At 72.4% G+C, this 20,192-nt stretch carries 21 protein-coding genes and 1 pseudogene; 12 read left to right on the top strand and 10 right to left on the bottom strand.

Translation table 11 applies throughout. From position 1 onward, the window contains the following. The first annotated feature begins 219 nt into the window (after window positions 1–219). Window positions 220–954 carry an NUDIX domain-containing protein gene (locus ACZ60Q_RS18445; protein WP_469635314.1) on the top strand — a complete coding sequence of 245 codons (735 nt, stop codon included), beginning with the start codon at window positions 220–222 and terminating at the stop codon, window positions 952–954. A gap of 115 nt (window positions 955–1,069) precedes the next feature. On the opposite strand, the gene ACZ60Q_RS18440 is transcribed toward ACZ60Q_RS18445, so the two are convergent. Next, window positions 1,070–2,068 (bottom strand): EamA family transporter, encoded by a 999-nt coding sequence (locus ACZ60Q_RS18440; RefSeq protein WP_469635310.1) that lies wholly within the window; start codon window positions 2,066–2,068, stop codon window positions 1,070–1,072. A gap of 160 nt (window positions 2,069–2,228) precedes the next feature. Between ACZ60Q_RS18440 and ACZ60Q_RS18435 the strand changes: the two genes are divergently transcribed. After that, the gene (locus tag ACZ60Q_RS18435) at window positions 2,229–3,119 is read left to right on the top strand and encodes a LysR family transcriptional regulator (RefSeq protein WP_469635306.1); all 891 of its coding nucleotides are present in this window, start codon (window positions 2,229–2,231) and stop codon (window positions 3,117–3,119) included. A 48-nt stretch (window positions 3,120–3,167) separates the two neighbouring features. Here the strand turns inward: ACZ60Q_RS18435 and ACZ60Q_RS18430 are convergent, their stop codons facing one another. Beyond that, window positions 3,168–6,083 carry an FAD-binding and (Fe-S)-binding domain-containing protein gene (locus ACZ60Q_RS18430; protein WP_469635303.1) on the bottom strand — a complete coding sequence of 972 codons (2,916 nt, stop codon included), beginning with the start codon at window positions 6,081–6,083 and terminating at the stop codon, window positions 3,168–3,170. 341 nt (window positions 6,084–6,424) lie between these two features. On the opposite strand from ACZ60Q_RS18430, the gene ACZ60Q_RS18425 reads away from it, so the two are divergent. The 8 genes from ACZ60Q_RS18425 to ACZ60Q_RS18390 all read left to right on the top strand — a co-directional run bounded on the left by ACZ60Q_RS18425 (window position 6,425) and on the right by ACZ60Q_RS18390 (window position 13,888). Next, complete coding sequence (locus tag ACZ60Q_RS18425; protein WP_469635300.1) at window positions 6,425–7,981, top strand: sensor histidine kinase; 1,557 nt, start codon at window positions 6,425–6,427, stop codon at window positions 7,979–7,981. Further along, window positions 7,978–8,397, top strand: coding sequence for a roadblock/LC7 domain-containing protein (locus tag ACZ60Q_RS18420; RefSeq protein ID WP_030117604.1), 420 nt, complete (start codon window positions 7,978–7,980; stop codon window positions 8,395–8,397). The genes ACZ60Q_RS18425 and ACZ60Q_RS18420 overlap by 4 nt, the downstream gene beginning before the upstream one ends. Beyond that, entirely contained in the window at window positions 8,394–8,765 is a 372-nt protein-coding gene (locus tag ACZ60Q_RS18415) for a DUF742 domain-containing protein (protein ID WP_003967208.1), read from the top strand. The genes ACZ60Q_RS18420 and ACZ60Q_RS18415 overlap by 4 nt, the downstream gene beginning before the upstream one ends. Continuing rightward, entirely contained in the window at window positions 8,746–9,390 is a 645-nt protein-coding gene (locus ACZ60Q_RS18410) for a GTP-binding protein (protein WP_469635296.1), read from the top strand. The genes ACZ60Q_RS18415 and ACZ60Q_RS18410 overlap by 20 nt, the downstream gene beginning before the upstream one ends. Next, on the top strand, window positions 9,387–10,649 hold the full coding sequence (locus tag ACZ60Q_RS18405; protein WP_469635293.1) for a cytochrome P450: 1,263 nt from the start codon (window positions 9,387–9,389) through the stop codon (window positions 10,647–10,649). The genes ACZ60Q_RS18410 and ACZ60Q_RS18405 overlap by 4 nt, the downstream gene beginning before the upstream one ends. Continuing rightward, entirely contained in the window at window positions 10,646–11,875 is a 1,230-nt protein-coding gene (locus ACZ60Q_RS18400) for a cytochrome P450 family protein (RefSeq protein ID WP_469635290.1), read from the top strand. The genes ACZ60Q_RS18405 and ACZ60Q_RS18400 overlap by 4 nt, the downstream gene beginning before the upstream one ends. A 97-nt stretch (window positions 11,876–11,972) precedes the next feature. Beyond that, the gene (gene serC, locus ACZ60Q_RS18395) at window positions 11,973–13,091 is read left to right on the top strand and encodes a phosphoserine transaminase (protein ID WP_469635287.1); all 1,119 of its coding nucleotides are present in this window, start codon (window positions 11,973–11,975) and stop codon (window positions 13,089–13,091) included. Between the two features lie 185 nt (window positions 13,092–13,276). Then, a complete protein-coding gene (locus tag ACZ60Q_RS18390) occupies window positions 13,277–13,888 on the top strand; it encodes a Uma2 family endonuclease (protein ID WP_469635283.1) in 612 nt (203 codons plus the stop codon). A 9-nt stretch (window positions 13,889–13,897) separates the two neighbouring features. On the opposite strand, the gene ACZ60Q_RS18385 is transcribed toward ACZ60Q_RS18390, so the two are convergent. The 7 genes from ACZ60Q_RS18385 to ACZ60Q_RS18355 form a co-directional block, all read right to left on the bottom strand. Then, window positions 13,898–14,311: a DUF4259 domain-containing protein gene (locus ACZ60Q_RS18385; protein WP_469635280.1), complete on the bottom strand. Its 414-nt coding sequence runs from the start codon at window positions 14,309–14,311 to the stop codon at window positions 13,898–13,900. A gap of 26 nt (window positions 14,312–14,337) precedes the next feature. After that, a complete protein-coding gene (locus ACZ60Q_RS18380; RefSeq protein WP_469635277.1) occupies window positions 14,338–15,060 on the bottom strand; it encodes a class I SAM-dependent methyltransferase in 723 nt (240 codons plus the stop codon). A 73-nt stretch (window positions 15,061–15,133) separates the two neighbouring features. Further along, on the bottom strand, window positions 15,134–15,388 hold the full coding sequence (locus tag ACZ60Q_RS18375) for a (4Fe-4S)-binding protein (RefSeq protein WP_469635274.1): 255 nt from the start codon (window positions 15,386–15,388) through the stop codon (window positions 15,134–15,136). 32 nt (window positions 15,389–15,420) lie between these two features. Then, the gene (locus ACZ60Q_RS18370) at window positions 15,421–15,729 is read right to left on the bottom strand and encodes a GNAT family N-acetyltransferase (protein ID WP_469635272.1); all 309 of its coding nucleotides are present in this window, start codon (window positions 15,727–15,729) and stop codon (window positions 15,421–15,423) included. A gap of 74 nt (window positions 15,730–15,803) precedes the next feature. Beyond that, window positions 15,804–16,463 (bottom strand): hydrolase, encoded by a 660-nt coding sequence (locus ACZ60Q_RS18365; protein ID WP_469635269.1) that lies wholly within the window; start codon window positions 16,461–16,463, stop codon window positions 15,804–15,806. A 90-nt stretch (window positions 16,464–16,553) separates the two neighbouring features. After that, window positions 16,554–16,829: a transposase gene (locus ACZ60Q_RS18360; RefSeq protein WP_469635914.1), complete on the bottom strand. Its 276-nt coding sequence runs from the start codon at window positions 16,827–16,829 to the stop codon at window positions 16,554–16,556. 8 nt (window positions 16,830–16,837) lie between these two features. Continuing rightward, on the bottom strand, window positions 16,838–17,971 hold the full coding sequence (locus tag ACZ60Q_RS18355; RefSeq protein ID WP_469635267.1) for a type III polyketide synthase: 1,134 nt from the start codon (window positions 17,969–17,971) through the stop codon (window positions 16,838–16,840). Between the two features lie 149 nt (window positions 17,972–18,120). Here ACZ60Q_RS18355 and ACZ60Q_RS18350 point away from each other — a divergent pair. Together ACZ60Q_RS18350 and ACZ60Q_RS18345 are read left to right on the top strand one after the other, a co-directional pair. Next, window positions 18,121–18,201, top strand: a pseudogene (locus tag ACZ60Q_RS18350) (IS5/IS1182 family transposase); the annotation flags it as partial. A 341-nt stretch (window positions 18,202–18,542) separates the two neighbouring features. Next, on the top strand, window positions 18,543–19,007 hold the full coding sequence (locus ACZ60Q_RS18345) for a MarR family winged helix-turn-helix transcriptional regulator (RefSeq protein WP_469635264.1): 465 nt from the start codon (window positions 18,543–18,545) through the stop codon (window positions 19,005–19,007). A 49-nt stretch (window positions 19,008–19,056) separates the two neighbouring features. On the opposite strand, the gene ACZ60Q_RS18340 is transcribed toward ACZ60Q_RS18345, so the two are convergent. Then, the gene (locus ACZ60Q_RS18340) at window positions 19,057–20,085 is read right to left on the bottom strand and encodes a MarR family transcriptional regulator (protein WP_469635911.1); all 1,029 of its coding nucleotides are present in this window, start codon (window positions 20,083–20,085) and stop codon (window positions 19,057–19,059) included. Window positions 20,086–20,192: the final 107 nt, after the last annotated feature.

Raw genomic sequence — 20,192 nt, 5'->3', positions numbered from 1 at the left:
GCATGGCAGCGCGCCAGAAAACAAGCAAGCACGCTTGCATGATTTTCTGCCCGCAGGGCGCCCCTCCCCGTCAGGCGTCAGGCGTCAGGCGTCAGGCGTCAGGCGTCAGGCGTCAGGCGTCAAACGTCAAACGTCAAACGTCAGGCATCAGGCATCAGGCATCAGGCATCAGGCATCAGGCATCAGGCATCGGGCATGGTGCGCTGTTAGCCTCCGTCGATGACTGCCGAACCTCGCACGGTGACCCTCCGGTTCGATGCCGACAAGCTCGTCCTGGAGCCCCGGTACGACGCCGAGGGCCTGTACTACGTCTTCCCCGACGGACACTCGGCCTTGCCCGACGGACACTCGGGCGATCCCGGTGCGCCGCGCGCCGCCCTGTCCCTGGCGGAGGCGGTGCACGCGCGCATCCGGCCCGCCGGGACGGCCGAGAGGGTCCTGCGCGCCTGGGCGGAAGGCGCGCCCCCGCGCGGCCCGGTGCGTCTGGAGGATCCGGCGGCGGCGGCGCCGGTGCGGGTACGGGCCGGGGCGATCGTCATCCGTGACGGGGCCATGCTGCTGATCCGCTTCGAGGAGGACGGCGCGCCGTACTACGAGATCCCGGGCGGCGGGGCCGAGGCGGGCGAGACCCCGGAGGCGGCCGTCGTGCGCGAGCTCGACGAGGAGACCGGTCTGGCCGGGACCGTGGGGCCCGAGGTGGCGCGGGTCTGGAAGGGCGGACGCCGCGAGCACTACTTCGCCGTCTCCGCGAGGGGTGAGATCGGGCCGCCGGAGACGCTGGACAACTACGGCGGCACGCCGGTCTGGATACCGGTGGAGCGCCTGCCCGCCACCCCGGTGTGGCCCCGGCGGCTGTCCTGGCGCATCGAGCACTGGCACCGGACGGGGTGGCCGGAGCGCCCGGCCGAGCTGGCCGACTCCATCACCGAGCTGGGCAGGCCGTGCGGTTGGTGAGGCCCGCACGCTGAGCCCGCCCGGCGCGCGACCCCCACCGGGAGACGCCGGGAGACGCCGGGAGACGCCGGGCGGTCCGGCCGCGTCACCCCGCCGCGGCTCACCCCGCCGCGGCTCACCCCTCGCGGCGCGGGCCCGTCCGGCTGCGCACCGCGCCGACGCTGGCCCCGATGACCAGGGCGATGGCGAGGGCGTCCGTGGTGGAGAGTGCCTGATCCAGGATCAGGAAGCCCGCGCCGGCGGCGATGGCCGGCTCCAGGCTCATCATCACGGCGAACGTGGGCGCGGGCAGCCGGCGCAGCGCCATCAGCTCCAGGGTGTACGGAAGGACCGAGCTGAGGAGGGCCACCGCCGCGCCGAGCGCCACGGTGGACGGGACCGTGAGTTTCGCGCCGGACTCGATGATGCCCAGGGGCAGTGAGAGGACAGCGGCGACCACCATCGCCAGCGCCAGCCCGTCCGCCTGCGGGAAGCGGCGGCCGGTGCGGGCGCTGAACACGATGTACGCCGCCCACATCGCCCCGGCCCCCAGGGCGTACGCCGCGCCGACCGGGTCGAGGCGGTCGAAGCCGGCGCCACCCAGCAGGACGACGCCGACGAGGGCGAGGCCGGCCCACACGAGGTTGATCAGGCGGCGGGAGGCGAACACCGAGAGGGCCAGCGGGCCGAGCACCTCCAGGGTGACGGCGATGCCGAGCGGGATCCGGTCCAGCGCCTGGTAGAAGAGCGTGTTCATGCCGCCCATCGCGACGCCGAAGGCGAGCACCGTGCCCCAGTCGCCGCGCGAGTGGCCGCGCAGCTTCGGGCGGCAGATCACCAGCAGGATCAGCGCGGCGGCTGCCAGCCGCAGGGTGACGACGCCCAGTGCGCCCGCCTTCGGCATCAGGAGCGCCGCGACGGCCGAGCCGAACTGGACGGACAGGCCGCCGGCGACCACCAGCACGATCGGCGTCAGCGCCGCCCGGCGGTCGACCCCGGTCCGCCCGGCGGGGATGGCCGTGCCCACGTCCCCCCGGACGTCCGCACCCGCCCCGGCGCCTTCGAGTGCCGCCACGGCTTCGGGTACGGCGACGGCTGCGACGGCCGGTTCGGCGGCGCTGCGCTGGTCGTTCACGGGGGACCTTCCGAGGGAACAGGGACGAGACAGGTAAGTGCACTGTAATGGACCGGGTGGTACGACATGACGCACTGCCCCGTCGGCGGCGCCCCTTCACCGTAGGGACCCCCGCGCGTTCCGTGAAATACCGATCGAGCTCCCGTTATGCTCCACACGCATGAACGAAGCGCCCTCCACCGGCCGCCCCGTGGAACTCCGGCATCTGCGGGCCTTCCTCGCGGTCGCCGAAGAGTTGAACATCACGCGCGCCGCCGCCCGCCTCCGGCTCACGCAGCCCGCCGTGTCCCGCACCCTCGCGGCGCTGGAGCGGCACCTGGGGGTCCGGCTCGTCGACCGTTCCACCCACCACCTCGCCCTGACACCCGACGGCGTCGCCTTCCGTGACAAGGCCGCCGCCGCGGTCGCCGCCTTCGACGAGGCCCTCGCCCCCGGGCGGCTGCGCACCTGGCCGCTGCGGCTCGGGCACGCCTGGTCCGCGTTCGGGCCGTACACCACGCCGCTGCTGCGGGCCTGGCAGACGCGCCACCCGGGGACCCCGCTGGAACTGCTCCGGATCGACGACCGCACCGCCGGCCTGACCCGGGGCGAGGTCGACGCGGCGCTGCTGCGGGGCCCCGTGGACGCGCCGGGGCTCGTCACCGAGGTGCTGTTCACCGAGGTCCGGGTGGCGGCGGTGACCGCGGACGGGCCGCTCGCGGGACGGGCCTCGCTCGCCCTCGCCGATCTCGCGGAAGGACCCGTCGTCCTGAACACCGTCTCCGGCACCACCACCGTCGGCCTGTGGCCGCCGGACGCCCGGCCCGCCGCCACCGTCACCGTCGGGAACACCGACGAATGGCTCACCGCCATCGCCGCCGGCCGCGGCAGCGGCGTGTCCACCGCCTCGACCGCGACCCTGTACCCGCACACCGGAGTCGCCTACGTCCCGCTCGACGACGCCCCGGGCGTCCCGGTCCTCCTCGCCCGCCGGGACGCCCCCGGCCACCCCGCCCTGCCGGAGCTGGCCGCGCTCGCCCGCGAGATCGTCGCCCGGGGCGCCACGCACTGAGCCGGGGCGGGGCGGTCCTCGGCGGGCGGGCCGAACCCGGACCGGGCCCTACACCTCGCCCCCCGGCCGCTTCTCCACGGCCGTCGAGGGGTTCCCCGTGGCGGCGGCCTCCTCGATGGCCTCCGCCACGACCTCCGCGAGATGCCGGGCCCGCCGCCCGGCCAGCTGGTCGAGCTGCGTACGGCAGGAGAAGCCGTCCGCGAGGAGTTCCGTCCCCGGCTCCGCATCCCGTACGGCGGGGAGCAGCCGCTCCTCCGCGCAGGCCACGGACACCTCCCAGTGGCCCTTCTCGAAGCCGAAGTTCCCGGCGAGCCCGCAGCAGCCACCGCTGAGTTCGCCGGTCAGACCCATCCGTTCGCGCAGCCCGCGTTCCGCCGCGTCACCGAGGACCGCGTGCTGGTGGCAGTGCGTCTGGCCGGCGACCGGGCGGTCCAGCCGGGGCGGGGTCCAGTCGGGGGCGTACTCCTGTAGATACTGGGCGAACGTCCGCACGGATGAGGCCAGTTCGGCGGCGCGCGGGTCGTCGGGGAGAAGTTCGGGCAGGTCGGTGCGGAGCGTCGCGGCACAGCTCGGTTCGAGGACGACGAGCGGCTGGCCCGGCAGGAGGCGGAGCCGGTCCAGGGTGCGGCGCATCACGCGGCGCGCCGCGTCGAGCTGGCCCGTCGACACATACGTGAGGCCGCAGCACAGCCCGCGCGGGAGCGGCAGCACCGTGCGGTCCGTCGCCTCCTCCAGGACCCGGACCGCCGCCCGCCCGGCCTGCGGCGACAGGTGCTCGGTGAAGGTGTCCGCCCAGAGCGCCACCACCCGGTCCGACGCGAGGGTCCGGCTCCCCTTCCCCTGGCGGCGGAGCAGCCACCGGCTGTACGTCTGCGGCGCGAGCACCGGGATCGTACGCTCGGGCGCGATCCCGGCCAGCCGTTTCGCGAGCGCGGCGAGGGGGCGCAGCCGGGCCAGCGCGTTCAGCGGCCGGGCGAAGGGGGCGGCCAGCCGCAACCAGCGCGGGAGGCGGCCCATCGCGTAGTGGGCGGCGGGGCGGAGGCGGCCCCGGTAGTGGTGGTGCAGGAACTCCGCCTTGTACGTGGCCATGTCGACGCCCACCGGGCAGTCGCTGCGACAGCCCTTGCAGGAGAGGCACAGGTCGAGCGCGTCCCGGACCTCCTCGCTGCGCCAGCCGTCCGTGATGACCTCGCCCGCGAGCATCTCGTGCAGCAGCCGGGCCCGGCCCCGGGTCGAGTGGGCCTCCTCGCCGGTCGCCCGGAAGGACGGGCACATGACGCCTGGGCCGCTCGCCTCCGTCGTACGGCACTTGGCGACGCCGACGCAGCGGCGGACCGCGCCCGCGAAGTCCCCGCCGTCCTGCGGGTAGCCGAACTCCACGTCCACCGGGCGTTTCGGGAGGACGGCGAAGCGGAGGTTCGCATCGAGGCGGGCGGGGCGGGCGAGAACGCCGGGGTTCAGGCCGCCGTCCGGGTCCCACAGGTCCTTGAACCGGTGGAAGAGGGCGACGAGTTCGTCCCCGTACATCCGGGGCAGCAGTTCCGCGCGCGCCTGGCCGTCGCCGTGCTCGCCGCTGAGGGAGCCGCCGTGCGCGACGACGAGAGCGGCCGTCTCCTCGGAGAACCGGCGGAAGCGGGCCACTCCCTCCGCGCTGATCAGGTCGAAGTCGACGCGGACGTGGACGCAGCCGTCGCCGAAGTGGCCGTACGGGGTGCCGCGCAGGCCGTGTCCGGCGAGGAGGGCCCGGAAGTCGCGGAGGTACGCGCCGAGCCGGGCGGGCGGCACCGCGCAGTCCTCCCAGCCGGGCCAGGCCTCACTGCCGTCGGGCATCCGGGTCGCGGTCCCGGCGGCGTCCTCGCGGATCCGCCACAGGGCCCGCTGCCCCGCCGGGTCCGTGACGACCGCCCCGTCCACCGCGTCCGCACCCCGCAGGACGCGTTCGGCGTGCGCTTTCGCCTCGGCCGGAGTGTCGCCGCCGGTCTCGACGAAGAGCCAGGCGGCCCCGCGCGGCAGCCCGGCGGACCTGCGTACGAGGTCGGCGGCCATGCCCTCGACGGTGAGCGGGCGGTACGGGAGGAGGCCCGGGGCGGCGTCCGCGGCATCGGACTCGTCGGCGTACCCGAGGACGGCCAGGGCGCGGGCGCGCGGGGCCTCGACCAGGCGCACGGTGGCCTCGGTGACGACGCCGAGGGTGCCCTCGCTGCCGCAGAACGCCCGGACCGGGTCGGGGCCGCCGGGGTGTTCGGGGAGCAGGGCGTCCAGGGCGTACCCGGAGATGCGGCGCGGGAGTGCGGGGTAGCCGGTGCGCAGGAGGGCGAGGTGGGCGGCGACGAGTGCGCCGACGCCCTCGGGGCCCTCGCCGCTCCCCTGTTCCAGGTGCAGTTCCTCGCCCCCGTAGCGGACCACCGACAGCTTGTGCACGTTGTCCGCCGTCGTGCCCCAGGCCACCGAGTGCGCGCCGCAGGAGTTGTTGCCGATCATCCCGCCGAGGGTGCAGCGACTGTGGGTGGAGGGGTCGGGGCCGAAGGTCAGGCCGTGGGGTGCGGCGGCGGCCCGCAGGTCGTCCAGGATCACGCCGGGCTGGACGACCGCGGTGCGGGCGGCGGGGTCCAGGTCGAGGATCGTGCGCAGATGGCGGGTCAGGTCGAGGACGAGTCCGGTGCCGGTGGCCTGTCCGGCGATGGACGTGCCACCACCGCGCGCCACCACCGGCACCCGGTGCTCCCGGCAGACGGCCAGGGCGGCGGCGATGTCGTCGGCGTCGCGCGGGGCGAGCACGCCGAGCGGGACCCGGCGGTAGTTGGAGGCGTCCATCGTCGTCAGCGCCCGGGCCGCGGCCCCGAAGTCGCTCGCACCGCGTACGGCGGAGCGGAGCTCCGTGACGAAAGCCGGGGAAATGGGGGGAGCGGGGGAAGTGGGGGGAGTGGGGGAAGCGTCGGTATGCGGTCGATGCTGTTCGGCCATGGTCTCAGCATGCCGCCGCGGCGGGTGAACTCTTGGGATACGGGCGGATCAAAGCACGTAAGCAGTGCAATAAAGCCCACAAGATCTTCCCAAGCGGACCGTCAAGTCTCCTATAGTGACCAAGACTTGCGCAGGAATTAGCAGCTCCAGTTGCGCATGATCGCCCACACCCGTGCCGAACTGTCCTGAATTCGACTAGTCGTTTTCACCCGGTTCACACCATCCGCACCGCCTCGCACCACCCTGCAAAGCCATGCACCACCCCGCACCATCCCGTACAGCCATGCACCACCCCGCACCGCCTCATACCGTCCCGCACCGTCCGCCACCGAGGACTCCGATTGCGCCCCTCACACCGGCCCACCGCACTGGCCCTGCTGATCTCGGCAGCCGCAACCGGCACGCTGACCCTGTGGGGCGTGGCCACGGCCCCCGACGCGGTACGGACCCCGCTGGCCTGGGGCGCGGGCGCGGCCGCCGTGCTGCTGAGCGTCTGCGTGGCCGTCACCGTCCACACCCTGGGGACCGCGCGGACCCTACGCGCCCTGCGGGCCGCCGACGCCCAGCGGTTCACCGCCGAGACCTCGCGCCTGGTCTCCGCCTCCGCCGTCGAGGCCCAGCGCTTCACCGCGGAGACCGCCCGGATCAAGGGCGCCGCCTCCGCCGAGAACGCCCGGGTCGTCGCCGACGCCCGTGCCGAGAACGAGCGGATCACCACGGCCGCCGTCGCCGAGCAGGGCCGGCTGACCGTCTCCGTCGACCGGCTGACCGCCCGTGCCACCCGCGCCGAGACCGAGCGTTCCGCGGCCGTCGCCGCCTGCGCCAACGCGGCGGGGCGTATGCAGGCCCTGGCCACCAGCATGCTGGCCGACCTCCGCGAGATGGAGCACCGGCACGCCGACGAGTCCGTACTCGGGGACCTGCTCCACCTGGACCACCGCACCGCCCAGGCGGGCCGCCTCGCCGACTCCATAGCCGTGCTGACCGGGGCCCGCTCCGGTCGGCGCTGGGCGAAGCCGATCGTCATGGAGTCGATCCTGCGCGGCGCGATGGGCCGGATCGGCAGCTACCAGCGGGTCCGCCTGCACTCCACCAGCGACGTCGCCATCGCCGGCCACGCGGCCGAGGGCGTCATGCACGCCCTCGCGGAACTCCTCGACAACGCTGCCAACTTCTCGCCGCCCACCGCCGAGGTCCATGTGTACGTGGAGGAGGTCCCGTCGGGCATCGTCATCACCGTCGAGGACAGCGGGCTCGTCATGAGCGAAGTGCAGCTGCGCCGCGCCGAGAAGGCGGTCTCCGCCGACCACCAGGACCTCACCAACCTCTCCGGCACCCGCCTCGGTCTCGCCGTCGTCGGCCGGCTGGCCCGCAAGCACGGCCTGACCATCTCCTTCCGGCCGTCCGCCCGGGGCGGCACCGGCGCGCTGATGATGCTCCCCCAGGACCTCATCTCCCGCTCGACCGCGCCGACGCCGACGATCCCGGCCCCGGCCACCCCGGCCCCGGCAGCCCCAGCAGCCCCGGCAGCCGCCCCGGCAACCCGCACCGCTCCCGCCGAGCCGGAGCCCTCGCACGCCTCGGCCGCCGGAACGGACACCGCCGCCCCCGCGGCCCGGTCCCTTCCCGAGGACGACGCCTCCACGCCCCCGCCCCCGGCGGAGTCGGAGTCGGAGACCACCGGCGCCGTGCCCGCGTTCGGTGAGAGCGGCCTGCCCAAGCGCCGACGCGGCCGCACACTGGCCGCCGCCGAGTCCCGTACCGGCAACGCCACCCCCGGCGGAGCCGACAACCCCCGGGCCCGCACCACCGACCCGAAGGTCCAGGCCGCGCGCTTCAGCACCTTCAGCAAGGCGGTACGGGCCAACTCCACGCACCCGGAAGGCAACACCCGATGACCGCGACCACCGACGAGAAGCTCAACTGGCTGCTGGAGGGGCTGCTCGACCGCACCCCCGGTACCCGCCACGCCCTCGTCCTGTCCCGCGACGGCCTCAAGCTGTGCCGCACCCCCGAACTCTCCGTCGACCAGGCCGACCAGCTGGCCGCGATCTCCGCCGGGATCCAGAGCCTGTCGCACGGTGCGTCCATCGAGTTCGGCGACGGCACCGGCGGCGTACGGTCCGCGATGGCCGAGTTCTACGGCGGCGTGCTGTTCATCGTCGAGGCGGGAGCCGGGGCCCACCTGGCTGTCGTCGCCGACGAGGACTCCGACGTGGGACTCGTCGGCCACAACATGAGCGAGCTCGTCGAGCAGCTCGGCGAACACCTCGTGGCGCCGCCGCGCGAACCCTCCGAGACCCCGGCCGTATGACGACGGCACCCCGCCCCCGACCGGGCCGCGACGAGGATCCGGACCGGCTGTACACCCTCACCGGGGGCCGCAGCCGCTCCGACTCCGCCGCGTTCGACCTGGTGACGCTCGTCGTCGCCGAGTGCGATCCGGCCCCCGGGATGCAGTCCGAGCACGTCGCGATCCTGCGGATGTGCCAGGGCCCCACCGCCGTCGTGGAGATAGCCGCGACCCTGAACCTGCCGGTCAGCATCGTCCGCATCATGCTGTGCGACCTGCTCGACACCGGCAGGATCAGCGCCCGCCACCCCCGTACAGCCCGTGTCGCGGACCGGCTCCCCGACCCCGACATCCTGGAACAGGTGCTCGTTGGACTCCGCAACCTCTGACCGCGCCGCCCTGAGCGCGACGGCCGACAACGGACTGAAGATCGTTGTCGTCGGCGGCTTCGGGGTCGGCAAGACCACCATGGTCCGATCCGTGAGCGAGATCCGTCCGCTCAACACGGAGGAGACCATGACCCGCGCGGGCGAGGCCGTCGACCACCTCGACGGCATCCAGGCCAAGTCGTCCACCACCGTGGCGTTCGACTTCGGCCGCATCACCCTCGACGCCCGCTCCGTGCTGTACCTCTTCGGCGCGCCCGGACAGGAGCGCTTCTGGTTCCTGTGGGACCGGCTGTTCTCCGGCACGCTCGGCGCGGTCGTCCTCGTCGACACCCGCCGGCTCGCCGACTCCTGGTACGCCATCGACCGCCTGGAGCACCACGGCACGCCGTTCATCGTGGCGTGCAACGACTTCGGCGGCCCGCTCCACAGCGAGCAGCAGATCCGCGAGGCCCTGGACCTCTCGGAGGACGTGCCGCTGGTGGAGTGCGACGCCCGCGACCGCTCGTCCAGCAAGTACGTGCTCATCACGCTCGTCGAACACCTCGCCACGCTCTCCGCCGCCCGCCTCGGCGCCCCCGAGGCGGCCCTGGCGGCGGCCGGCCCGACCCCGGAGCCCGCCCCGTGACCCCTGTCTCCGGCTGCCCCGTCACCCACGGGTCCGTCCCCCTGTCCGGGCCCCGCTTCCAGAGCGACCCCGTCCAGCTCTACCGGGACATGCGCCGCGACCACGGGGCGATCGCCCCGGTCGTCCTGGACGGCGACGTGCCCGCCTGGCTCGTCCTCGGCTACCGCGAACTGCACCAGGTCACCGGCGACCCGGCCCTCTTCAGCCGGGACTCCGAGCTGTGGAACCAGTGGGACCGCATCCCCGACGACTGGCCGCTGCTGCCGATGATCGGGCGCAGGCAGCCCTCGATCCTCTACACGGTCGGCGAGCGCCACAGCGTCCGCGCCATGATGATCAGCAACGCGCTGGAGGGCGTCGACCCGTTCTCCCTGAAGCGGTACGCGGAGGAGTTCGCCGACGAGCTGATCGACCGGTTCTGCACCAAGGGCTCCGTCGACATCATCGCGGAGTACATCAAGCTGCTGCCCGCCCTCGTGCTGGCCAGGATCTACGGCTTCTCCGACGAGAAGGCCCACCCCCTGGTCGGCGCGATCAACGACATGATCGACGGTCGGGAACGGGCGCTCGCCGGACAGCAGCACCTCGCCATGTCGATGTTCCAGCTGCTGGCCGACAAGCACGCCGAGCCCGCCGACGACGTGGCCACCCGGATGCTGGCGGACCCCGGCGGCTTCACCGACGAGGAGGTCGCCCAGGACCTCATGGTGATGATGGCGGCCGGTCACCAGCCGACCGCCGACTGGATGGGCAACTCGCTGCGCCTGATGCTCACCGACGACCGGTTCGCCGCCTCGCTCTCCGGCGGCCGGCACAGCGTCGCCGAGGCGATGAACGAGGTCCTCTGGGAGGACACCCCCACCCAGAACGTGGCCGGCCGCTGGGCCGCCCGCGACACCCACCTCGGCGGCCGTCACATCCGCGCCGGCGACCTGCTGCTCCTCGGCCTCGCCGCCGCCAACGGCGACCCGCAGGTACGGACCGACGGTTCGACGCTGACCGGCGGCAACAACGCCTTCCTCTCCTTCGGCCACGGCGAGCACCGCTGCCCGTTCCCGGCCCAGGAGACCGCCGAGGTCGTCGCCCGTACCGGCATCGAGGTGCTGCTCGACCGGCTGCCGGACGTGGACCTCGCCGTCCCCGCCGAGCAGCTCACCCGCCGCCCGTCGCCGTGGCTGCGCGGGCTCACCGACCTGCCGGTGCTCTTCACGCCCACGCCCGCCCTCGGCAGACCCACAAGCCACGGAGGCCCCGCATGACCCGCATCGCTCTCGATCCCTTCGTCAGAGACCTCGACGGCGAGGGCGCCGCGCTGCGGGCCGCCGGCCCGCTGGCCGAGGTGGAGCTGCCCGGCGGGGTGCACGTCTACGCGGTCACCCGCCACGCGGAGGCCCGCGCGCTGCTCACCGACAGCCGCGTGGTCAAGGACATCAACGTCTGGAACGCCTGGCAGCGCGGCGAGATACCGATGGACTGGCCGCTGATCGGGCTGGCCAACCCGGGCCGCTCGATGCTGACGGTCGACGGGGCGGACCACCGCCGTCTCCGTACGCTGGTGGCGCAGGCGCTCACAGTAAAGAGGGTGGAGCGGCTGCGCGCCGGGATCGAGGCGCTGACGAACGCGAGCCTGGAGAAGCTGGCGGCCCTGCCGGCCGGACAGCCGGTGGATCTGAAGGCCGAGTTCGCCTACCCGCTGCCCATGAACGTGATCAGCGAGCTGATGGGCGTGGACGCGGCGGACCACCCCCGGCTGAAGGAGCTGTTCGAGAAGTTCTTCTCGACGCAGACGCCGCCGGAGGAGGTCCCGCAGATGATGGCGGACCTCGGGACCCTCTTCACGAAGATCGTCGACTCCAAGCGGGCGAACCCGGGCGACGACCTGACCAGCGCCCTGATCGCGGCCTCCGAGGACGGTGACCACCTCACCGACGAGGAGATCGTCAACACGCTTCAGCTGATCATCGCCGCCGGGCACGAGACCACGATCAGCCTGATCGTCAACGTCGTGGAGGCGCTGGCGACCCACCCCGAGCAGCGCAAGCAGGTGCTGAACGGGGAGATCGGGTGGGACGGCGTGATCGAGGAGACGCTGCGCTGGAACACCCCGACCTCACACGTCCTGATCCGCTTCGCTACGGAGGACATCGAGGTCGGCGACCGGACCCTCCCCAAGGGCGAGGCCCTGATCGTCTCGTTCGGCGCGCTGGGCCGGGACGAGGAGGCTCACGGCCCGACGGCAGGCGAGTTCGACGCCACCCGCACCCCGAACCGCCACATCGCCTTCGGTCACGGCCCGCACGTCTGCCCGGGTGCGGCACTGTCCCGGCTGGAGGCGGGCATCGCGCTCCCGGCGCTGTACGAGCGGTTCCCGGAACTGGAGCTCGCGGTTCCCGCCTCCGAGCTGCGCAACAAGCCGATCGTGACCCAGAACGACCTGCACGAACTGCCGGTGGAGCTGGGCTGCCCGTTCGGCCACGACGCGTAACTCCCCGCTCCGCCCCGAGGTTCACGGGCCGGAGCGGGCGTCTCATCGGACGGACACGGTTGCTGAGCCGTGCCACCGAGGGACTACGCTCCGTCCCGTGGCCGACATCCAGATTCCCGCTGACATCAAGCCCGCAGACGGACGCTTCGGCGCCGGTCCTTCCAAGGTGCGGACAGAGGCGCTCGACGCGCTGGCCGCCACCGGCACCTCCCTCCTCGGCACGTCCCACCGCCAGGCCCCGGTCAAGAACCTGGTCGGCGAGGTACGGGACGGCGTGCGCGGCCTCTTCTCCCTCCCCGAGGGTTACGAGGTCATCCTCGGCAACGGCGGCTCCACCGCCTTCTGGGACATCGCGACGCACGGTCTGATCGAGTCGAAGTCCCAGCACCTGAACTTCGGCGAGTTCTCGTCCAAGTTCGCCAAGGCCGCGAAGCTCGCGCCCTGGCTGTCCGACCCCACCGTCATCGCCTCCGACCCGGGCACCCACCCGGACCCGAAGGCCGAGGCGGGCGTCGACGTCTACGCCTTCACCCACAACGAGACCTCCACCGGTGTCGCGGCCCCGGTCAAGCGCGTCGCGGGCGCCGACGAGGGCGCCCTCGTCCTGGTGGACGCCACCTCCGGCGCGGGCGGCCTGCCCGTCGACATCACCGAGAGCGACGTCTACTACTTCGCCCCGCAGAAGTCCTTCGCCTCCGACGGCGGCCTGTGGATCGCCGTGTTCTCCCCGGCCGCCCTGGAGCGCGCCGCCCGGATCCACGCCTCGGGCCGGCACATCCCGGAGTTCTTCTCGCTGCCCACGGCGATCGACAACTCCCTCAAGAACCAGACGTACAACACCCCGGCGCTGTCCACCCTCTTCCTGCTGAACGAGCAGCTGAAGTGGATGAACACCCAGGGCGGCCTGGACTTCACGACGGGCCGCACGGCCGCGTCCGCCCAGAACCTCTACGGCTGGGCCGACGAGTCCAAGTACGCCACCCCGTTCGTCACGGACCCGGCGAAGCGCTCGCAGGTCATCGGCACGATCGACTTCGCGGACGAGGTCGACGCGGCGGCCGTCGCCAAGGTGCTGCGCGCCAACGGCATCGTGGACACCGAGCCGTACCGCAAGCTGGGCCGCAACCAGCTGCGCGTGGCGATGTTCCCGGCGATCGACCCGGCGGACGTCCAGGCACTGACGGCGTGCGTCGACTACGTGATCGAGAAGCTGTAGCTCCTACCGGCTCACCGCTTACCGGCTCACGGCTCCACGGCTGTACGAAGACGGCCCGGCACCCACGCGGTGTGCCGGGCCGTTTCTGCTTCACTCGACCGGGTGGCATATGCCAAAAGCGCGATCTTCGGCTGTCCCGTCCTACGATGATGCTCTCGACACCAGCCCATTCCAGGAGGCCCGCAATGTCTGCAGCAGCAGTCGAGCACCCCTGTGACGATGAGCCGGAAACGCTGTTGGAAACGGCCAACCGTCTCGCCGAGCAGCTTCCGGGGCATCGCGTCGAGATCATCGGAGGCGTCATCACCGTGGCACCAGCCCCGGACGGCCCGCACGCACGCGCGCTCACCAAGCTCATGCGCCCCTTCATCTCCGCAGGTCTCGACGACGGCGAGAGCGAAGTCCTCCAGGGCATCGGCCTCTGGCTCCCCGGCGGCCCACAGGACTTCGCGATCCCCGATCTGGCGATCGTCGACGCCGACTTCGACGAGCACCCGCGCGAGAACAACAGTTACGACCCCGCCTGCTTCCGCCTGGTCCTGGAGGTCACCTCCGGGAACTACCAGAACGACCTCCGCAACAAGGTCACCGCCTACGCCCAGGCCAAGATCCCGGTGTACGTGATCGTCGACCGCAAGCACGGCCGGGTCCACGTCCTGACCGAACCGCTTCCCGGCGGCTACGACCGCCACGAGGTCTACGCACCCGGCCAGCAGGCCCCGCTCCCCGTCTCCATCGGCGCCGAACTCTCCCTGGACGTGGACGAGATCGTGCGCGCGGGCCGCTCGAAAAGCTGAGGACGCGGCCTACTCCCCCGACGCCCCCGCCAGCACCGCCCGCAGCGCGGCTATCCCCGCGAGCCACGCCTGGTCCTCGCCGGCGTCCGCCCACAGGTCCAGCGGCTCCGCGTTCTCGGCGGTGAGGCGGTCCAGGGCGCGGACGGCCAGCGGGCACAGATCGGCGGGGAGCGGCGGCAGGGGCTCCTTCGGGCCGTACGCGGTGGTGACGGGCTCTCCCCCGGGGCACTGCGCGGCGATCAGCGCGGCGGCGGCCACCGCCTCCTCACCGCAGTCCGCATAGTCCTCCGGCCCGGTGTCCGCTATCGCCGTCAGGACGGCCCGGAGCACGTCCGCCTTCTTCCCGGTGTCCGCTTCGTCGACCCGTGCGCCGAAGTCGGCCGCGGTGTCGTTGTCGAAGTGGCCGATGTCCCAGGCGCCCATGGGGTCCCCTCAATCCGCTGTGCCGGTCAACCCGTCGTGCCGGTGTCCCCATCCTCACAGCCACCACTGACAATCGGCCTCCGCGCCAGGACGAACCCCTGCGGCGCCCGCTCCGGGAACGGCCCGTCCGTGTCCCGTTCCCGCCACACCACGGACCGGACCTCCAGTCCCGCCTCCCGCAGCAGCTCGGCGATCCGCTCCGGCTGCCGCCGGTGGAAGTCGAGCGAGATCTCCAGGCCCCACGCCTCCGTCAGCCGCAGCGCCTCGTCCCCGACCTGGAAGCCGAGCTGTACATGGGCCCCCGGGGCCAGTACGCGACGGAACTCCGCGAAGGCGCGCGGCAGTTCCTCGTCCGGGACGTGGATGGTGGAGTACCAGGCGAGCAGCCCGCCCAGCGAGGCGTCCGGCAGCCCGAGGTCGAGCATGGACTCCACCTCGAAGCGCAGGTCCGGGTGTTCCTCGCGCGCCACGGCGACCATCCCCGGGGCGAGGTCGATCCCGAACACGTCGAGTCCCAGGCCCAGTTCATGGAGATGTGCGGTCACCCGGCCCGTGCCGCAGCCGACGTCGGCCACCGGGAGGCCGCCGCCGCTCGCCGCCGCGAGTTCCGCGAACGTGCTCAACAGCGCCCGTTCCAGGGGCTTGGCCGCCAGCTCGCCCCGGGCGAACTCGACATAGGTGGGGGCCATGGTGTCGTACGAGGTCCGGGTGGTGTGCAGGAAGTCGGGCGAGAAGCCGGGTGCGGTCATGGCCACACCCTAGGCACCCGCCCGGGAGGGCGGGGGAGAGGGCCGGCGCCTCTCCCCCGCCCTCCGCCGTCCACTACCCGGGAGGCAGCCGAGGCATCTCCCCGCCGTCCGCGAACGCGTAATGCAACGCGCCCGAGGGACAGCTCCGCACCACTTCCGCCAGGCGCTCGGCATCAGCGCCGTCGGGCTCGATCCACGGGCGCCTGCCGGTGTCGAAGACCTCCGGCAGGCCTCCGACGCATGCGGCGGAGTGCCGGCAGAGACCGGCCTCGAAGGTCACGGTGATCGACCGGCCCTCGTAGGACTTCTTCCCCGCTCGGTTGCTCATTTCCGACCTCTCTCGCGGCCGTACCCGGCCGTTCAGTCACTGACCTTGCTGCGGGACTGGTACAGCAGGTCCTGGTATTCGGGGTGCCGGGCGATCCATCCCGCGTAGAACGGGCAGGTGGGCAGTACCCGGAGGCCGGCGGCGCGCGCCTCGTCCAGGGAGGTGCGGGCCAGTGCCGACCCGACCCCCCTGCCCTCGTACGCGGGCGAGACCTCGGTGTGGAGGAACGCGATGAGTTCCGCCGTACGGAGGTAGTCCGCGAAGCCCGCGACCTCGGCCTCTCCGTCGACCCGGGCCTCGTACCGCTTGGCCTCGGGGACGTCCTTCACTTCGACTGCCATGGGTCCTCTTCTCTCCGTTCGTCCGCGCGCCGGACCGGTCCGGGTGGCGCGTCGTTGTCCTACCAGCTTCGGCGTCAGCCGGCGCTTCCGGCGCGCCCGGCGGCGAGGAGTTGCGTCTCCCAGGCGAAGGCCACACCCGTGGCACCCCCGTGCTGGGCCTGGACCTCGGCGGCCCCCGGGATGGTCTCCTCGCGGGCCCAGTCGCGCTGCCACTCGCCCATCACGGCCAGCCAGGTGATCGGCACGACGCCCGCCTGGACCATGCGCCGCACCGCCATGTCGTGGGCCTCGGCCGATACGCCCCCCGAGGCGTCGGTGACGGCGTAGACCTCGAACCCCTCACCCGCCGCCTGGATGGCCGGCATCGCCAGGCAGATCTCCGTCCAGAGCCCGGCAAGGATCAGCTTCTTGCGCCCGGTCGCCTTGACGGCGTCGACGACGCGCTCGTCCTGCCAGGTGTTGATGAAGGTCCGGTCGATGGGCTTCTGCTCCGGGAACACGTCCTGGATGCCCTGGATGAGCAGGCCGCCGCGCTCCTCCAGAACGGTCGTCAGGATGGTCGGCACGCCGTAGACCTTGGCGGCCTTGGCGAGCCCGACGACGTTGTTGACGATCATCGTCGGCTCATGGCTGTTCAGATTGGCGAACTGGAACGGCTGGTGGTCGATCAGCACGAGGACGCTCTCCTGCGGCGTCAGCAGAGCGTCGAGTCCGGCCTTGTTCTGGGTGCTCATGGGATTCCCCTTCTGGAGCTTCACGTGTGCCTGCCACAGCCATTTAGTTGACGTGTCATCCACACTAGGCAGCATTGATTGACACGTCAACTAGTTGCCATGGCAGCCGATTTGCCGAGGCGTACGGGAGACCGGTCGCCCGATGCGGGAATCGGGGCCACGCCCAGGAGATGGCTGAGAGCCTGCCGGGAACCAGCGGCGGGCCGCATCCCGGAGCATCAGATCGCGCGGAAGCATCCGCCACTGGCAGCCCGACCGCAGCACGCAGAACACCGAGCCGAGCACCAACCGGTCCCCGTACCTGCGCATCCCGCCGCCTTTCCGCAGGTCACGCGAGGGAAGAGGGGGCTGGATGATCTCCCACATCTCATCGGTCAAGCTGGACGGACACCATGGGCCGCTGACGGCCCCGGGCCGTTGCCCCCGTCGTGCCAGGTGCCCGCGAGGATCTCGGTGGTGAAGCCGGGTCCGAAGGCGAGGATCAGGCCCGGTGCCCCGTGCTCCGGGGAGCCTTCGTCGTGGTGCCGCCGCAGGACGTCGAAGACGGAGACGCTGGAGGTGTTCCCCGTCCGCGCCATGCTTTCCCGGCTGTGCCGCAGGGTGCCGGGGCGCAGTTCCAGCCCTTCCTCGACGCCGTCCATGATGACCGGGCCGCCCGTGTGCGCGACACAGAAGCCAAGGTCAGCGGGTTTCCAGTCGAGTTCGGCGAGGAAGGCCGTGATCTCGGGTATCACCCGGGGGACCGTGGAGCGCACCCGGGGGTCGGTCCGGAAGTGGAAGCCGTGCTCGGTGGTGCTGCCCGCGATCACCGACTGGGAGGCGGGGAGCAGGTGCTGCCGTACGGCCTGAATCCGGAAGCCCGTGGTACCGGGGGCCGCGCGGCGCAGTACGGCGCCGGCCGCGCCGTCGCCGAAGACACCGTTGGAGATGAAATCGCTGAGCGAGTGCCGCTCTGGCTGGAATGAGAGGGAGCTGAGTTCCACGGCGACGGCGAGGACCGTCGCGTCGGGGTACGCCTGGAGGAAGTGGAATGCCTCCGCGAGCGCGGAGGCACCGGCGGCACAGCCCAGTTGCTGGATCGGAGTGCGCCGTACGGTCGGCCGGCAGCCGATCTCCTGGGCGATGTAGGCGTCCGGGCCCGGCAGCGCGTAGCCGGTGCAGGAGACGAAGAGGAAGGCGTCGACATCGGCGGCGTCGACACCGGCGGACTTGAGGGCCTGCTCCGCGGCCGCCGCGCCGAGCCGGACGGCCTCCGCCAGGTAGTGGGCGTTGCGCTGGCCGAAAGAGCGGGGCGCCAGCATGGCGGGGAGCGTGGTGACCAGGTTACGGGTCCGTACGGTCGTGCTGCGCATCAGGTCGAGTCCGCGCTCGGCGTGGGGTATTCGGGCGAAGTGGTCGCCGAGGGCGCTGATGATCTCTTCCTGGGTCACCACGTGCTCGGGGAGGACGACTGCGGGGCGGTGGACGGCGACGCGGGTGCGGGGTTCGCGCGCAGGTGCGATCGTCACGGGTGCTTCCTTCGTGTGGGGGAGCGCGCGGGTCCGGTGGTGTTGGGTGGCTTCGCGCGTGAGGGAAGCATGAGGCTCCGGATATCACCCGGCAAGATCATCTTTCGGACAGCCCGGCCGGGCTGACGGAGGGGTGCCGGCCGGGGGCCGCCGACCCGTCCGGCCGCCCGCTGCGGGCCTCGCCCGCACTTCCCGGCTCCACCCACGACATGACTGCCGCCCGCACCCGCGGCGCCGGCAGCCTGGACAAGGTCGTTTCACCTGCGGCCCGCAAGAACGACGGCGGCCAGAGGCGAAGCAGAAGCCGCGTCCGGTCCGTACAGTGCGGTACGACCGGCGCGAGCCGATGGGCCTCGGGGCGACGAACGGCTGACCGCGACCTCCGAGGCCGTGATCAAGGTGGCAATGATCCGCTTGGTGCTTGTCCGGCTCGCCGGGCAGTCCTCGCGGTGGAGCCATGAGTCCCACCGCGAGACCGCACGAGCCAACACCGTCGAGGACTACATCACAGCGTAATCAACAGGCCACCCGACAGGCTCTCAGCCGCCGACCGCCTCGCTACGCTCCTCGCATGGACGCACCGCAACGCTGGCTGACCCCGGAGCAGCAGACCGCCTGGGACAGCTTCATCCGTATGCAGGAGAAGCTCATCGGACGGCTCTCACGCCAAGTACAGACCGACTCCCGTATGTCCCCCGCCGACTACATCGTGCTGGCCAAACTCACCGAGGCCGGCGGGCGGATGCGCTTCATGGACCTGACCAAACTGGTGGAGTGGGAGAAGAGCCGCATGTCCCATCAGGTGGGGCGGATGGCGAAGCGCGGGCTGGTGACCAAGGAGGACTGCCCCGACGACGGACGCGGAGCGTTCATCGTCGCCACCCCGGCCGGCCGGAAGGCGATCGAGGACGCCGCCCCCCTGCACGTCGAGCATGTCCGCAGGCTGTTCATCGACGCCCTCACCCAGGAAGAGCTGGACGCCCTCTCCCGCATCGCGAACCGGGTCCTCACCCACATGGAGAAGCAGCCCGACTGACCGGCTCCGGACAGCGCCGCGCCGTACACATCGGCCTGTCGAGGCAAGGTCAGACGGGTTTGAGCAGCTCGCGGAGGTTGGCCATGTGGGCCCTGACGGCGGAGATCTCGGCTGGGGTGGGCGTGTTCTCGCCGTCCACGGAGTGGGCTTCGCGGCAGGGGTGGCAGAGGCCGTCAAGGAGGGCCTGTGGCCGGCCGGGGCGGCCGCAGTCGGTGCATTCCACGAGGATGCGGCGGGTGGGGGCGGGGGCGGCGGGCTGAGTGTTCTCGGTGGTCAGCCGGGGCGGGATCTTGTCGGTCAGGCGGCGGCGGACGAGGCCGAGGGGGCTGTCGACCTTGGCGGGGAGCCCCGCCGTCAGGGCGCTGGTCAGGTAGTCGACGCTCACGCCCCGGTCGAGCCATTGCGTTGCCTGCGCTTCCAGGGCGGCGCAGTCGTCGGCGGAGAGGGTGAGGCGGTGATCGTCGCGGCCGAGGCGGGCCAGGGCGAGGTAGGCGGGGCTGGTTCCGGCGGAGTGGGGCCTCGCGGGAACGGCGTCCGGGGCGGGTGGCGCTGGCTCGGCGTCGGGGGCCTGGGCCGGGGTGCGCTGGTGCGGTACGGAGGTGGGTTCGGGGTCCGGTTCCGGACCGGGGCCCTCCGGTGCGGGTGGCGGCGACGTTTCCTCGGCCGGGGCCCACGGTGGTGGCGGTGCCGTGCCAAGGGTGGAGGCTTCCGGTACGGGGGCTGTGGCCAGGGCGGCTTTCTCGGTGGCGAGGTAGGTGTTCCACCACTCGTTGTCGCGGGCGGTGCGGGACCAGAAGGTGCGGAAGACCCAGCGGGTCGTCTCGCCCTCGCCGACGGGGCACCGTACGCGCCGCAGGTGTCCGGCGACGGACAGGGCGGTCAGGGCGGTGGAGATGGCCTGCTGCCCGTAGAGCGGGAGTTGCTTGGCCAGGGTCTTCACGCTCATCGCCGCGCCCTCGGGGAGGTGGTCGACGAACCCGGCGACGTACCGCTCGCGGGTCGGCAGGCGCGCGAAGTCGTGTCGCGTACGCGCCTGTTGGTCGGGTGCGGAGCGTTTGCCGTAGCCGGACTTCGCCATCGGGTACGCGGGGGAGAGCGCGGGGGCGCGCAGGGCAGAGCTAAGGTGCTGGATAGCCACGGGATCGCCTTCCAAGGGATCGATCTTGCGGTGAGACCCCGGCCGGT

It is taken from the genome of Streptomyces sp. NPDC104313 (assembly GCF_055583985.1).
Note: the sequence above shows the minus strand (reverse complement) of the source record. Positions and strands in the feature narration are given on the sequence as shown.

Coding starts and splice junctions, on each gene's coding strand:
- ACZ60Q_RS18430 (WP_469635303.1), bottom strand. CDS start 6,083: ATGGCCGAACAGCATCGACCGCATACCGACGCTTCCCCCACTCCCCCC.
- ACZ60Q_RS18380 (WP_469635277.1), bottom strand. CDS start 15,060: ATGACCGCACCCGGCTTCTCGCCCGACTTCCTGCACACCACCCGGACC.
- ACZ60Q_RS18345 (WP_469635264.1), top strand. CDS start 18,543: ATGGACGCACCGCAACGCTGGCTGACCCCGGAGCAGCAGACCGCCTGG.
- ACZ60Q_RS18420 (WP_030117604.1), top strand. CDS start 7,978: ATGACCGCGACCACCGACGAGAAGCTCAACTGGCTGCTGGAGGGGCTG.
- ACZ60Q_RS18400 (WP_469635290.1), top strand. CDS start 10,646: ATGACCCGCATCGCTCTCGATCCCTTCGTCAGAGACCTCGACGGCGAG.
- ACZ60Q_RS18445 (WP_469635314.1), top strand. CDS start 220: ATGACTGCCGAACCTCGCACGGTGACCCTCCGGTTCGATGCCGACAAG.
- ACZ60Q_RS18390 (WP_469635283.1), top strand. CDS start 13,277: ATGTCTGCAGCAGCAGTCGAGCACCCCTGTGACGATGAGCCGGAAACG.
- ACZ60Q_RS18435 (WP_469635306.1), top strand. CDS start 2,229: ATGAACGAAGCGCCCTCCACCGGCCGCCCCGTGGAACTCCGGCATCTG.
- ACZ60Q_RS18360 (WP_469635914.1), bottom strand. CDS start 16,829: ATGTGGGAGATCATCCAGCCCCCTCTTCCCTCGCGTGACCTGCGGAAA.
- ACZ60Q_RS18375 (WP_469635274.1), bottom strand. CDS start 15,388: ATGAGCAACCGAGCGGGGAAGAAGTCCTACGAGGGCCGGTCGATCACC.
- ACZ60Q_RS18340 (WP_469635911.1), bottom strand. CDS start 20,085: ATGGCGAAGTCCGGCTACGGCAAACGCTCCGCACCCGACCAACAGGCG.
- ACZ60Q_RS18370 (WP_469635272.1), bottom strand. CDS start 15,729: ATGGCAGTCGAAGTGAAGGACGTCCCCGAGGCCAAGCGGTACGAGGCC.
- ACZ60Q_RS18385 (WP_469635280.1), bottom strand. CDS start 14,311: ATGGGCGCCTGGGACATCGGCCACTTCGACAACGACACCGCGGCCGAC.
- ACZ60Q_RS18415 (WP_003967208.1), top strand. CDS start 8,394: ATGACGACGGCACCCCGCCCCCGACCGGGCCGCGACGAGGATCCGGAC.
- ACZ60Q_RS18365 (WP_469635269.1), bottom strand. CDS start 16,463: ATGAGCACCCAGAACAAGGCCGGACTCGACGCTCTGCTGACGCCGCAG.